Below are 13,204 nucleotides of genomic sequence, written 5' to 3' on the forward strand. Positions count from 1 at the left end.
CCGGGTCAGCCGCCGAGCAGACGCAGGGCCAGGGACGCGATCTCCCACTCCTCGTCGGTCGGGACCACCATCACCGCGACGTCGGAGCCGGGCGGCGAGATGATCCGCGCGCCCTCGCCGCCCTGGTTGCGGGCCGGATCGACGGCGATGCCGAGTCGTTCCAGCCCGCTCATGGAACGGGCCCTGGTCCGCGCGTCGTGCTCGCCCACGCCGGCGGTGAACACGATCGCGTCGAGCCGGCCGAGCACGGCGTAGTACGCCCCGACGTACTTGCGTATCCGGTGGCAGTAGACGTCGAGCGCCAGCCGGGCGTCCTCGTCGCCGGCGTCGGCCTTCTCCCACACCTCGCGCATGTCGCTCGCTCCGGCCATGGCCAGCATGCCCCCGGCCCGCATCAACGCCTCGTGGCTCTCGGCCACGCCCAGGCCCGCCGTACTGGCCAGGAACGAGGGCAGCGAGGGGTCCACGTCTCCGGAGCGGGTGCCCATGACCAGGCCCTCCAGAGGCGTCAGGCCCATCGAGGTCTCCACACTGCGGCCGCCCCTGATCGCCGTCGCGCTCGCGCCGTTGCCGAGATGGAGCACGATCACGTTGGTCTCCTCCAGCGGCTTGCCGAGCAGCTCCGCCGCCAGCCGGGAGACGTACGCGCACGAGGTGCCGTGGAAGCCGTACCGCCGCACGCCCAGGTCCTCGGTCCAGGTGCGCGGCACCGCGTACGTGTACGCGTGCGGGGGCAGGGTCTGGTGGAAGGCCGTGTCGAACACGGCGACCTGCGGGACGCCGGGGAACGCCTTGCGCGCCACCCGGATCCCGTCCAGGTTCGCCGGGTTGTGCAGCGGGGCGAACTTCGCCAGCTCCTCGATGCCGGAGATCACCTCGTCGTCGATCAGGACCGGCCCGGTGAACCGGTCGGCGCCGTGGACGACCCGGTGCCCGACGGCGCGTAGCGGGATCCGCGTCAGGTCGGGACCGGCCTCGGCGAACGCGTCGAGCGCCGCCCGCAGCCCCGACTCGTGATCGGGAAAGGGCCGGTGCAGCGCGTACGGCTCGGCGCCCGGCCGCGTGTGGGTGAGCGCTCCCTGCTCGTCGCCGATCCGCTCCACCAGCCCGACGGCGAGGCGGCTCCCGGACTCCGTGTCGATCAGCTCGTACTTGATCGACGAGGAGCCGGTGTTCAGCACCAGCACGCACGGGTCCACACCTGTGTCCACGGTTGTGTTCACTGGGTCCACTGGGTCCACGGTTGTGCCCTCGCTCACGGGATGCTTCCAAAACGGCCGAACCTACCGTGATCACCATCCTTCCCCTGGTGGGGCGGCACATGCTTTTTGGGAAACTTTCCGACTTTTCGTGTTCGCATTACGGGGAAGGCGGAAGGTCCCGTCCCATGAGGACCAGCGGCCCTGGAACCCGCTCCGCCGCGGTCGTGTCATGGATGTGCCCGGGACGAACGAGGAGGACATCATGATCATCGTTGCCACCGACGGCTCCCCCGCCGCGACGGCCGCCGTGGAATGGGCCGCTGACGACGCGGCGCGCAAGGGACTGCCGTTGCGCGTTCTCCACGTGGTGGACCGCCTGCCGTACGAGATCCCGCGGTATCCGATCCCGGGTGTGCAGGAGTCCATCGTCCAGTCGGGCGAGCGGATCCTCCGTGACGCGCGCCAGGCCGTACGGACCCGGCAGCCCGGCGTCGAGGTGAACACGGAGCTGGTCTACGGCGTGCCCGCACCCTCGCTGCGGCAGGAGGCCGAGCACTCCTCCGAGCTGGTGGTGGGCAGCCGCGGCAGGGGCGGCTTCGCCGGGATGCTGCTCGGCTCCGTCAGCTCGCATGTCGCCGGGCACGTCCATGTGCCGGTCGTCGTCGTACGGCCCGGGCCCGCCACCGCGTACGGCGAGATCGTGGTCGGCGTGAGCGAGTCGGAGGAGTGCGATCCCGCCCTGGCCTACGCGTTCGAGGAGGCCAAGCTGCGCGGCGCCCGGCTGCGTGCGATCTGCGCGTGGGAGCTTCCCGTGCACATCCTCGGACCGGAGGTCGTCTACGACGTCGACGAGATCCAGCACGCCTTCCGCCAGGCCGCCCAGGACAAGATCGGAGACCTGGAGGAGCGGTTCCCCGAGGTCGAGGTCACGCTGGACATCGTGCGCGGGCACCCCGTCGCGGCACTGGTGGACACATCCGAGAAGGCGGACCTCGTCGTCGTCGGCTCGCGTGGACGCGGGGCCTTCGGCGCCGTGGTGCTCGGCTCGGTGAGCCGCGGCATACTGCACCACGCGCGCTGCCCGGTCGCGGTCGTGCGGTCGTGACCGCGAGGGCCTCGGGGTGATCTGGTCGGGGTGATCTGGTCGGGGTGATCTGGGCGGGCTGATCTTGTCGGGCTGATCTGGTCGGGCTGATCTGGTCGGGCTGATCTGGGGCGAGCGCCAGAAGTGAGGAGGCGGCGTGCGGGGGTAGCCCTGTGGCATCCCGGCCTCTCGGGGGGCTTCCCCGAGGCCGGTCCCGACGGCACGGGGGGAGCCGTTGTGGACAAGCTGTCTCTGGCCCGCTGGCAGTTCGGGATCACCACCGTCTATCACTTCATCTTCGTCCCGATGACGATCGGACTCGCCATCCTGGTGGCGGCCATGCAGACCACATGGCACGTCACCGGGAACGAGATCTACCTCCGGATGACCAAGTTCTTCGGAAAGCTCTTCCTGGTCAGCTTCTTCATGGGTGTGGTCACCGGAATCTGGCAGGAGTTCCAGTTCGGCATGAATTGGAGCTCCTACTCCCGGTTCGTCGGTGACGTGTTCGGGGCCCCGCTGGCGATGGAGGGGATTCTCGCGTTCTTCGCCGAATCGACCTTCATCGGGCTGTGGGTATTCGGCTGGAACCGGCTGCCACCCCTGGTCCATCTCGGCACGATCTGGCTGGCCGCAATCGGGACCGTCGCGTCGGCGTACTTCATCCTCGCGGCGAACTCCTGGATGCAGCATCCGGTTGGATACCGGATCAACCCGGACACACGCCGGGCGGAACTGACGAGCATCTGGGCCGTGATCAGTAACCCGACGAACCTCGTGACGGTCCCGCACGTCCTCTTCGCCGCTTTCCTCACCGCAGGGGGCTTTCTGGCCGGGGTCAGCGCCTGGCATCTCGCCCGGCGCAGCGAGACCGACCTGTTCCGCCCGGCTTTGCGGGCCGGACTCGTGCTGCTGGTCGTCGCGGGCATCGGGACGGCGATCACCGGTGACCTACAGGCCAAGATCATGACCAAGCAGCAGCCGATGAAGATCGCCTCCGCCGAGGCGCTTTACGAGACGTCCACGCCCGCGCCGTTCTCGCTGTTCACCGTGGGCAACCTGAGCGGCGAGAAGGCCATCTGGAGCCTGCGGGTGCCGCACGTGCTGTCCTACCTCGCCACCGGGAACTCGAACGGCACGGTCCAGGGCGTCAACAACATCCAGCGCGACTACGTCGCCCGGTACGGCCCCGGGGACTACCGCCCGTACATCCCGGTGACGTACTGGTCGTTCCGGCTGATGATCGGGTTCGGGGGTCTGGCCAGCCTGATCGGCCTGATCGGACTGTGGGTGAGCCGGCCGGGCAGAACTCCCGGCCGCCGGTTCTACCGGGTCGCGGTCATCGCCATGGTGCTGCCCTTTCTCGGGAACACCGCCGGCTGGATCTTCACCGAGATGGGCCGCCAACCCTGGACCGTCGTCGGCGTGTTCAAAACGGTCGAGAGCGACTCGCCGGGGGTCGGTGCGGGCACGATCGCGATCTCCCTGGGTGCGTTCACGCTGATCTATGGAATCCTCGCCGCGATCACCGCCGTGATCATGGTGCGGATGGTCAGAGCCGGTCCTGGCGCCGCCGGAGAAAGCGAGGAACCTCCCCACCTTCCTCATCTGACGTACTGACGCTCGTGTGCGGGGCTGTTCGCCGCGGCCGATGGCTGATTCGACCTGCTCAGGAGGGATGCCGATGGAACTCGCCACCGTATGGTTCATCCTGATCGCAGTGCTCTGGATCGGCTACTTCGTCCTGGAGGGCTTTGATTTCGGAGTCGGCATGCTGCTGCCGGCGCTCGGGCGCGACGACATCGACCGGCGCATCCTCATCAACACGATCGGGCCGGTCTGGGACGGCAACGAGGTGTGGCTGATCGTCGCCGGCGGCGGGACCTTCGCCGCCTTCCCCGAGTGGTACGCCACCATGTTCAGCGGTTTCTACCTGATCCTGCTGGTCATCCTGCTCGCACTCATCGCCCGAGGGGTGGCCTTCGAGTTCCGCGGCAAGCACGACTCCGACCGTTGGCGCCGCGGCTGGGACCGGGCCATTTTCTGGGGGTCGCTCATCCCCTCCGCTTTGTGGGGCGTGGCCTTCGGGAACATCATCGCCGGGGTGCCGATCGACGCCCGGCACGTCTACACGGGGAACCTGCTCACGCTGCTCAATCCGTACGCGCTGCTCGCCGGGCTCGTCACCCTCGGCCTGTTCCTGCTGCACGGCGCGGTGTTCCTGTCCCTCAAGACCGGCGACGAGCTGCGCGCCCGTGCCAGGACGGTGACTCTGCGCCTGGCCCCGGTGGTCGTCCTGATCGTGGTGCTCTTCCTCGCGGTGACCCAGATCCTGCACGGCAAGCCGGTCACCTTGATCACGTCGGCGCTGGCCGTTCTCGCCCTGCTCGCGGGGGTGGGGGCCGCGTTCCGGCACCGGGACGGCTGGGCGTTCACCGCCACGGCGGCCACGATCATCCTGGCCACGGGCACGCTGTTCATCAACCTGTGGCCGAACGTGCTGCCGTCGAGCACGGCCGAGGCGTACAGCCTGACGATCACGAACGCCTCGTCGTCGCCGTACACGCTGCTGGTGATGACGTGGGTCGCGGCCATCTTCCTGCCACTTGTCCTGCTGTACGAGGGATGGAGCTACTGGGTCTTCCGGCAACGCCTCACCCGCCCGCCGAGCTGAAATTCGTGGTGGCGTCTGGCGGAGCGGTGCCTGGGTGGAGTGATGTCTGGGGGTCGCGTCACCAACCTGCCTGGGCAGGACATCTAGTCGCGCGTGAAGCGGCGGAGGGCGCCGCGCAGGCGGTCGAGGAGTAGAGGCTGCGTGCGCACCGGATAGTTGGTGTTGCTGGAGTCGCGCGCCTGCCGCAGTACGGCGAGGGCCTCGGCCGCCTCGGGGCGCTTGCCGGGCGTCTCGTCGCGCATCCGGCGCAGCAGGTCCATGATCTCGGGGGCGACGCCCGCGGCGGCGGCCTCGATGTCGGTGCCGGGGGTGGGGAGCTGTCCGGTGAGGATCTGGAAGGCGATGACCCCGGCCGCGTACACGTCGGAGGCGGGGGTCATCCGGTCGGGCCTGAGCCGGCACTCGGGCGCGACATAGTGCGTGTCGAGGACGTTGGGCAGTTCGTTGGCGACGGTGTGCTTGCGCGGCCCCGGCTTGGCGTAGTCGAAGCCGGTGAGTACCGCCTGCCCGCTCTCCGTGACGAGGACGCAGGCGGGGCTGAGCGCGCGATGGATGACCTGGTTGGCGTGGACGTGGGCGAGACCGCTCAGGATGTCGTCCACCATGTCGAGGCGGGCGGCGGTGGCCGGCATCCGCCCGGCGAGGCGCAGGTGCAGCGCCTGCCCGTGCACGTCGTCGAGGACCAGTACGAACCGGCTCTCGTCGTCGATCGCGAAGAAGTCGCGCGAGCGGGCGACGCACGGGTGCGCGGGAATCTTGGCGAGCGCCTGGTAGGCGTTGGCGATCCGCCGCTGCTCGGCGACGCGCTGGTCCCGGTCGGCCAGCGGGTCCGCCTGGTACACCCGAAGCAGGACGGTCTCGCTGGCCGGGGCCGTGGCGTTGACCGCGCGGTATTCGGTGACCCGGTTGTCCCCGCCCAGCTGCTCCTCGACCTTCCAGTTGCCGAACCTGGGTGGCGCGGTGGAGCGCCGGACGGTGCCGTTCAGGGCCTCGATGAGCGCCGTGCGGTACGGCGTGGCGTCCGGGCTGCAGCCCTGCCTGACCCGGGAGGCGTCACCCAGCATTCCGATGAGACCGGTGAGGTTGGTGACGTGCCGGGCGTCCCGGCCGCTCGGGTCGACCAGCACGGCGTCGGGTGCGGTCAGCACCACCACGCTGTCGACGTAGACGCGGTCGAGGCCCCGGTGGATCTCGAGGAGCACGCCCTTGAGGGCGCGTGCCGTACCGCGGAGCTTGGCCACAGGGGAGCCGAACGCCTCCCCGCCCCGCTGCGGGAACCAGCGTGTGCCGGAGACCTCGAAACGACCGCGGGCGCCCTTGACGTCGATCACGCAGAGCGAGTGGCCGGTGATCACGATCACGTCGACCTCGAACAGGTCGGCGCCGCGCGGCACCTCGATGTTGTGGAGCAGCAGCCAGTCGTGTGGGGCATTGTCCCTGAGGTGGGCGATGACCCGTCGCTCCGCGTCATTGACGGGGCTTCCGCCACCCACGATCTGAGCCATCTCCCCGTGCCGCCTTTCTCACCCACATTCCCGGACGTCATCCTTCTGGATACAGGTCCTCACGCGCCAGATCAGATCCAGACTTCATGATCCGGGCTCGGTGACCACTGCCGGGTGTCGTGGGTCCTCGACACGGACGACGATGTCAGCGACCTGCGACGGTCTGGCCTCGTGCTCGTACCGAGTGTAAGCGGGCAGTCGCCAACGGTGTTCGTCGAGGGTGCGTCGAGCGCGACGCGTACCCAGGAGTCCCTCGGCGCCGAGGCGATCCGGTCGGCGAGCTCCTCGACCAGCAGCGGAGGAGAGACGGGGCGTGCGCACAGCATCCACCGTACTGGTGTCGCGGGGACGCGCGCCGCCACCGGACCGCCGCCGGGCTCGGTCACCCCCTCGCGTCGCTCTGTCAGAGGGTGGGTCAGACCCGGCGGGAGGTGCTCACCTACATCATCTCTGTCAGAGGGTGACGAAGGTGAGCCCTCGGCTCAGGAGGGCGGGGACGACGTTCGTCAGGGCGCGCAGGGTCTCGGCGCGGTCGCCGCCCCCGTCGTGGCACAGCAGAATGCTGCCCGGCTTGGCGCGCAGCAGGTCCCTCTCGATGGCGGCGGTGCCGGGGCGAGACCAGTCCCGGGGGTCGATGTCCCAGTCGAGTGGTTGCATCCCGTTCTCCGCGACGGTGTTGAGCACGGCCGGCGACCAGGAACCTCCGGGTGCGCGGAACAGCCGTGTGGTGACGCCGGTGGTCTTCCAGATCTCGCGGTGGGCGCCGGCGACCTCGGAGCTCATGCGCTCGGCCGACAGCCCGGCGAAGGGCTGCGGGTGGCTCATCGTGTGGTTGCAGATGGCGTGACCCGCGGCCGTGACCCGTTTCGCGAGATCGGGATACTCGCGGACCGCGTCTCCGATCATGCAGAAGGTGGCCACCACGTGGTGCTGGGCCAGGAGGTCGAGGACGCGCGGAGTCCATTCCGGGTCGGGCCCGTCGTCGATGGTCAGGGCGATCGCGTTCGGCGGTGCCGCCGGGTTGACCTCGCTGATCAGGTGGATGGGCCTCCGGGTCGGAACCGCGACCGGCCGGAACACCGGACTCGGTGAAGGACTCGGTGAAGGGCTGGGCGAGCCGGGCCTGCGGCTCGCTTTCGGCGTCCGGCCGGACGCGTTGGCGGCGGGCCGGGTCCCGGGTGCCGACGTGTCCGCGCAGGCCGCCAGCGTCGTTTCGACGGCGACCAGGACCCCCAGGTAAATAGCCCGACGTCTCCCCATTTCATCCATGTTGTTCTCTTTTCCGATATGAGGTCAGCTCAGAGCCAAAGCCGTGTCACTTCTCTGGTGCGGCGCAGGAGCCTCTGGCGCTCCACTAGCGGAAATAAGATCATGCGTCGGGGTGCGGGATCCGGCCGTGATCGCGGTGAGCTGGGTGATCTGGCAGCTGTGCTCCCAAGTCGCCCGCGCCGTCCCCCTGAACAACAGGGGAGATAAACCCAGGGAACGCGGGGGAACGACCTCCCCGAGACGACATCACCGGGCTGGGGAGGGCGGGGCGATGAGACTCGCGGGTGCCCGTGTGCTGATCACTGGCGCGTCCTCGGGGATCGGGGCCGCGACGGCGCGGGCGATGGCCGCGTCCGGCGCCCGCCTCGTGCTCGCCGGCCGTGACCGGGCGCGGCTCGACGCTGTCGCGGCGGAGACCGGCGGGCTGGCCGTCGCGGGCGACCTCACGACCGGCGTGGCCGACCTGGCCGGGCGCGCGGGTCCCGTGGACGTCCTGGTCGGCAATGCGGGACGGGGATGGGCCGGGCCGCTGGCCGCCATGCCGGACGGCACCGCCGAGGAACTGATCGCGGCCAACCTGACCGCTCAGATCGCGCTGACCCGGTTGCTGCTCCCCGGGATGATCGAGCGCGGGCGGGGCCATCTCGTCTTCGTGGCCTCGATCGCCGGAGCGGTCGGCGTCCGCGACGAGGCCGTCTACGCGGCGACGAAGGCGGGGCTGATCGGCTTCGCCGAGAGCCTGCGGTACGAGCTGCGCCGGATCGGCGTCTCCGTGATCCTGCCGGGCGTGGTGGACACGCCGTTCTTCGCACGGCGCGGCGTGGCCTACGCGCGGCGGTGGCCCGCGCCGATCCCGGCGGAGCGGGTCGCCCGGGCCATCGTGGCCGCCGTCGAGCACGGCCGTCCCGAGTCGTTCGCCCCCGGCTGGCTGCGGCTGCCCGCCCGCCTCCGGGGCGCCGCGCCCGGCCCGTTCCGGGCGCTCGCCGGGGTGTTCGGACGGCCGGTCAGTGACCGCGCACGGCCCGGAGCGACTCCTTGAGCGAGGAGAGCGTGGCGAACACGGCCGTGGGCTCGTACCCGCAATGGGCCATGCAGTTCGCGCAGCGGGGATCGCGTCCCCTGCCGTAGGCATCCCAGTCGGTCTCCTCGACCAGCTCCCGGTAGGTCGCCGCGTACCCGTCGGACATGAGGTAGCAGGGGCGCTGCCAGCCGAACAGCGAATACGACGGGATGGCCCACGCCGTGCACGGGAAGTCGACCCGGCCCTCCAGGAAGTCGAGGAACAGGGGCGTGTGGTTGAACCGCCACCGCCGCCGGTTGCCGCCGGCGAACGCCTTGCGGAACAGCTCCCTGGTCTCCCGTACGCCGAGGAAGTGCTCCTGGTCCGGGGCCTTCTCGTACGCGTACCCGGGCGAGATCATCATCTCGTCCACCTGGAGGTCGTCGTTGAGGTAGTTGAGCACGTCGATGACGGTCTGCGGGCTGTCGGTGTTGAAGAACGTGGTGTTCGTGGTGACCCGGAACCCCCGGCGCCGGCACTCCCGTACGGCGGCGACGGCCTCGTCGAACACGCCCTCCTTGCACACCGACGCGTCGTGCCGCTCGCGCAGCCCGTCGAGGTGGACCGTCCAGGCGAAGTACGGCGACGGCTCGAACTGGTCGATCTTCTTGGGGATCAGCAGCGCGTTGGTGCAGAGGAACACGTATGTCTTCCGGTTGACGAACTCCCGCACCATCTCCGCGATCTGCGGATGCATGAGGGGCTCCCCGCCGGCGATCGACACCATGGGGGCCCCGCACTCCTCGACGGCGGCGACGGCCTGCTCGACCGGCATGCGCCGTTTGAGTACGTCGGCGGGGTGCTGGATCTTGCCGCAGCCGGCGCATTTCAGGTTGCAGGCGAACAGCGGCTCCAGCTCCACCAGGAGCGGGAACTTCGTCCGCCCGCGCAGCCTCTGCTGGAGGATGTAGCCGCCGATGCGCAGCGCTTGCCGAACCGGCATCGTCATCTCGATCGCACCTCCTTGGGCAGGGTGAACTGGACCGTCTCCTCGGCCACCCGGCGCTCCTCGACGGACACCCGGCCGAGCCCGCGCAGGGCCGCCACGACCGCGTCCACCAGGGCGGGCGGGGCCGAGGCGCCGGCGGTCAACCCCACCGTGCGGGCGCCCACGAGCCAGTCCAGGGCGATGTCGCCGGGGTCGTCGATCAGGTGGGCGGGGGAGGCGCGGCTCGCGACCTCGGTCAGCCGACGGGAGTTGGACGAGTTGGCCGAGCCGACGACGAGCACCAGGTCGGAGTCCTCGGCCACCGTGTGCACGGCGTGCTGCCGGTTGGTGGTGGCGTAGCAGATGTCGTCCTTCTGGGGGCCTTCGGCGTCGGCGAACCGCCGCCGGATCGCGGCGGCGATGTCGGCCGCCTCGTCCACGGCCAGGGTGGTCTGCGTCAGGTAGGAGACCCGGCGGCCCTCGGGGAGCGCCGCCACGTCGTCCACGTTCTGGACGAGGACGACGGAGTCCGGGATCTCGCCGAGGATCCCCTCGACCTCCTCGTGCCCGGCGTGCCCGATCAGCGCCACCAGATCGCCGCGGGCGGCGAACCTACGCGCCTCGGCGTGCACCTTCGTGACCAGCGGGCAGGTCGCGTCGATCACCCGCAGCCCGCGCCGCGCCGCCTCGTCCCGGACGCCGGGCGACACGCCGTGCGCCGAGAAGACCGTGACGACTCCCTCGGGCACCTCGTCGAGCTCGTCCACGAAGACGGCCCCGCGCCCCTCCAACTCGCGTACGACGTGCAGGTTGTGCACGATCTGCTTGCGCACGTAGACCGGAGGGCCGTAGCGGTCCAGCGCGCGCTCGACGATCTCGATCGCCCGCTCGACCCCGGCGCAGAAGGACCGGGGCGCGGCGAGCAGCACGCGGCGCGGCCCGCACGCGGCCGCCCACCGCGCCAGCGCCGGGCCGACCTGGCGCAACGTACGGCTAGCCAGGACCCCGCCGCGGATGGTGGCCGGGCGCAGCAGCGGCACGGCGGGGGTGTCCACGATGACCCGCACCGCCGCGAAGGGCCGGCCCGCCGCGACGACGGCCACCGGCCCGGACTCCATGTCGACGGCCAGCGCCCCCTCGTCCGCGAGCCGGCGGCGTTCCGCCCCCGTCACGATGTGGTCGGAGGTGACCAGCGGCCCGGTGCGTACGGGCAGCCCGGCGCGGGCCAGCTCCCCGGCGAGCAGCGGCGCGGACGGGCAGGGCAGTGTCCGGCCGCCGAACCGGATCTCGCTCGCCACCACCACGTCGCCGGGCCGCAGGCTCTCGTCGAGGGCGCCGCCGAAGCCGGTCACGGCCAGCGCCCCGGCACGGGCCAGGCGGTTCTCGGCCTGGCCGGCCGAGTCCGGCCCCATCCCGATCCTGATCACCTCCACACCGCGGGCCGAGTCCGGGATGCCGTCGCGTACGGCTCTCGCCTCGATGCCCAGGGCGGTGCAGATCACGGTGTTCACCGCGGGGCGGATCGCAGGCCTGGTCAAAGGCTGGGTCACAGCGTTCGTCACAGCGTTCGTCACAGGGTCGGTCACAGGGTCGGTCACAGGGTCGGTCACGGCGAGGCCCCCTCGTCTCCGGCCCGCACGTAACGCCCCAGCGCGCTGATGGGGAAGACCAGCCGGTACAGGTGGTAGTTGATGTAGAAATCGCCGGGGAACCCGGTGCCCGTGAAGTCCGGTTCATCCCATGTGCCGTCCGGCTGCTGGGCGCCGACCAGCCATGCCACGCCGCGTTCCACCGCCGGTGAACGGATCTCCCCGGCGGCGAGCAGGGCCAGGAGCGCCCACGCGGTCTGGGACGGGGTGGACCGGCCCTGGCCGATCCACGCGGGGTCGCGGTACGAGCGCAGGTCCTCGCCCCAGCCGCCGTCGTCGTTCTGGTGCGCCTCCAACCAGGAGACCGCCCGCCGTACGCAGGGGGCCGTGGTCCGGACCCCGGCCGCGACGAGCGCGGGCACCACGGCGCCGGTGCCGTACACGTGGTTGGCCCCCCAGCGGCCGAACCACGACCCGTCCGCCTCCTGGGCGCGCAGCAGCCAGACGACGGCCCGCCGTACGACGTCGGAGGCGGGCTCCTCCGCCGCGAGGGCCTCGACGACGTGCGCGGTGACGTCGGCGGACGGCGGGTCGATGACCGCGCCGAAGTCGCAGAACGGCAGCCGGGTGCACAGCTCGCGCGTGTTGTCCGCGTCGAACGCGCCGAAACCGCCGTCCCGCGAGACCATGCCGTTGACCCAGCGGAGGGCGCGGTCGATGGCGGGACGGGCGTCCGGGTGCTTCACCCGGCGCAGGGCCAGGATCGCCTCGGCCGTGTCGTCGATGTCCGGATAACCGTCGTTGTCGAACTCGAACGCCCACCCGCCGGGCGCGAGCGACGGCCGCCGCACGCTCCAGTCGCCCGGCCCCTTGATCTCCTCGCCGAGCACCCAGTCGGCGGCGTTGACGAGGGCGGGGTGGTCGCCGGACAGGCCGGCGTCGAGCAGGGCGTTGACCGCGAGAACGGTGTCCCACACCGGGGACTGGCACGCCTCAAGCCTGCGGCCCTGCTCGTCCCTGATGGTGAACCTGTCCAGGCCCCCGATGCCCTTGCGCATGACGGGGTGGTCCAGGCGGTAGCCGCACAGGTCGAGGGCGATCAGGGAGTAGACCCACGGCGGCTGGATGCCGCCCCACGAACCGTCCAGCTCCTGCCGGGTCACGATCCATTCGACCGCCCGCCGTACCGCCGCCCGGCGCAGCCCCGGGATCGGGCGCCGCTCGTACTGGTGCAGCAGCCGGTCCAGGTTGACGAAGAAGCCGTCCCAGCCGGTGCGCGGGCCACGCGGGGCGGGCCGTCCGGTGCGCAGCTCGGCCAGGCCGAACGGCAGCGGCCGCACCGGGCGGCGGGCGCTCACGACGGTGAGCGGCACGATCGTCTGCCGGGCCCAGCACGCGAAGTCGTAGACGTTCAGCGGGAACCACGGCGGCAGGAAGATCATCTCCGGTGGCAGGACGGGCAGGTCCTGCCACCGCCACTGACCGAAAAGGGCCAGCCAGATGCGGGTGAACACCCGGGATGCCTCGATCCCGCCGGAGTCCCGGACGAACGCGGCCGCCGTCCGCATGTGCGCCGCGTCGACCGGGTCCCCGGCCAGCCGTAGCGCCGCGTACGCCTCGATCGTGGTGGACAGGTCGCCGGGGCCCTCGTGGAAGTTGGCCCAGGTGCCGTCGTCGCGCTGCTGGGAGCGGATCCAGCGGGCCGCCTCCGCCGTGTCCTCCTCGGTGCGTACGCCGAGGAACTGCCGCAGCAGCAGGTCCTCGGCGTCCATGGTGACGTTCGTCTGCAGCTCGGCCTTCCACCAGCCCTCGGGCACCTGGAGGCCGAGCAGGTGGTCGCAGGCCGCGTCGAGGGCGAGCGCGGCGGAGCTGGGAGCGGCGACTGTGGTCATG

General features: G+C 70.9%; 10 protein-coding genes. 4 read left to right on the forward strand and 6 right to left on the reverse strand.

What is annotated here, in order from left to right:
- Positions 1-5: 5 nt before the first annotated feature.
- Entirely contained in the window at positions 6-1,223 is a 1,218-nt protein-coding gene (locus tag QSK17_RS27170; protein WP_285708194.1) for an acetate/propionate family kinase, read from the reverse strand.
- Positions 1,224-1,464: 241 nt separating this feature from the next.
- On the opposite strand from QSK17_RS27170, the gene QSK17_RS27175 reads away from it, so the two are divergent.
- The 3 genes from QSK17_RS27175 (at position 1,465) to cydB (ending at position 4,960) form a co-directional block, all read left to right on the forward strand.
- Entirely contained in the window at positions 1,465-2,307 is an 843-nt protein-coding gene (locus QSK17_RS27175; RefSeq protein ID WP_285708195.1) for a universal stress protein, read from the forward strand.
- Between the two features lie 216 nt (positions 2,308-2,523).
- A complete protein-coding gene (locus QSK17_RS27180) occupies positions 2,524-3,906 on the forward strand; it encodes a cytochrome ubiquinol oxidase subunit I (RefSeq protein WP_285708196.1) in 1,383 nt (460 codons plus the stop codon).
- A 64-nt stretch (positions 3,907-3,970) separates the two neighbouring features.
- Positions 3,971-4,960, forward strand: coding sequence for a cytochrome d ubiquinol oxidase subunit II (gene cydB / locus QSK17_RS27185; protein ID WP_285708197.1), 990 nt, complete (start codon positions 3,971-3,973; stop codon positions 4,958-4,960).
- Positions 4,961-5,043: 83 nt separating this feature from the next.
- Here cydB and mads6 read toward each other — a convergent pair whose 3' ends face one another.
- Both mads6 and QSK17_RS27195 read right to left on the reverse strand, forming a co-directional pair.
- Positions 5,044-6,465, reverse strand: coding sequence for a methylation-associated defense system protein kinase MAD6 (mads6, locus tag QSK17_RS27190; protein ID WP_285708198.1), 1,422 nt, complete (start codon positions 6,463-6,465; stop codon positions 5,044-5,046).
- A gap of 453 nt (positions 6,466-6,918) precedes the next feature.
- A complete protein-coding gene (locus tag QSK17_RS27195) occupies positions 6,919-7,725 on the reverse strand; it encodes a polysaccharide deacetylase family protein (protein WP_285708199.1) in 807 nt (268 codons plus the stop codon).
- A gap of 280 nt (positions 7,726-8,005) precedes the next feature.
- On the opposite strand from QSK17_RS27195, the gene QSK17_RS27200 reads away from it, so the two are divergent.
- Entirely contained in the window at positions 8,006-8,773 is a 768-nt protein-coding gene (locus QSK17_RS27200) for an SDR family NAD(P)-dependent oxidoreductase (protein WP_285708200.1), read from the forward strand.
- Here the strand turns inward: QSK17_RS27200 and hpnH are convergent.
- The 3 genes from hpnH to shc form a co-directional block, all read right to left on the reverse strand.
- Positions 8,739-9,743 carry an adenosyl-hopene transferase HpnH gene (gene hpnH / locus QSK17_RS27205; RefSeq protein ID WP_285708201.1) on the reverse strand — a complete coding sequence of 335 codons (1,005 nt, stop codon included), beginning with the start codon at positions 9,741-9,743 and terminating at the stop codon, positions 8,739-8,741. The two genes, QSK17_RS27200 and hpnH, sit on opposite strands and share 35 nt — an antisense overlap.
- Positions 9,740-11,233, reverse strand: coding sequence for a 4-hydroxy-3-methylbut-2-enyl diphosphate reductase (ispH, locus tag QSK17_RS27210; RefSeq protein ID WP_285708202.1), 1,494 nt, complete (start codon positions 11,231-11,233; stop codon positions 9,740-9,742). The genes hpnH and ispH overlap by 4 nt, the downstream gene beginning before the upstream one ends.
- Before the next feature lie 95 nt (positions 11,234-11,328).
- A complete protein-coding gene (gene shc, locus QSK17_RS27215) occupies positions 11,329-13,203 on the reverse strand; it encodes a squalene--hopene cyclase (protein WP_285708203.1) in 1,875 nt (624 codons plus the stop codon).
- Between the last annotated feature and the right edge of the window lies 1 nt (position 13,204).

Origin of the sequence: Microtetraspora sp. NBRC 16547 (assembly GCF_030268965.1) — a bacterium.
Classification (GTDB): Bacteria; Actinomycetota; Actinomycetes; order Streptosporangiales; family Streptosporangiaceae; genus Microtetraspora.

Excerpts from the sequence above, each read along its gene's own strand:
- QSK17_RS27200 (WP_285708200.1), top strand. The coding sequence starts at position 8,006 with ATGAGACTCGCGGGTGCCCGTGTGCTGATCACTGGCGCGTCCTCGGGG.
- mads6 (WP_285708198.1), bottom strand. The coding sequence starts at position 6,465 with ATGGCTCAGATCGTGGGTGGCGGAAGCCCCGTCAATGACGCGGAGCGA.
- QSK17_RS27195 (WP_285708199.1), bottom strand. The coding sequence starts at position 7,725 with ATGGGGAGACGTCGGGCTATTTACCTGGGGGTCCTGGTCGCCGTCGAA.
- shc (WP_285708203.1), bottom strand. The coding sequence starts at position 13,203 with ATGACCACAGTCGCCGCTCCCAGCTCCGCCGCGCTCGCCCTCGACGCG.
- QSK17_RS27175 (WP_285708195.1), top strand. The coding sequence starts at position 1,465 with ATGATCATCGTTGCCACCGACGGCTCCCCCGCCGCGACGGCCGCCGTG.
- cydB (WP_285708197.1), top strand. The coding sequence starts at position 3,971 with ATGGAACTCGCCACCGTATGGTTCATCCTGATCGCAGTGCTCTGGATC.
- hpnH (WP_285708201.1), bottom strand. The coding sequence starts at position 9,743 with ATGACGATGCCGGTTCGGCAAGCGCTGCGCATCGGCGGCTACATCCTC.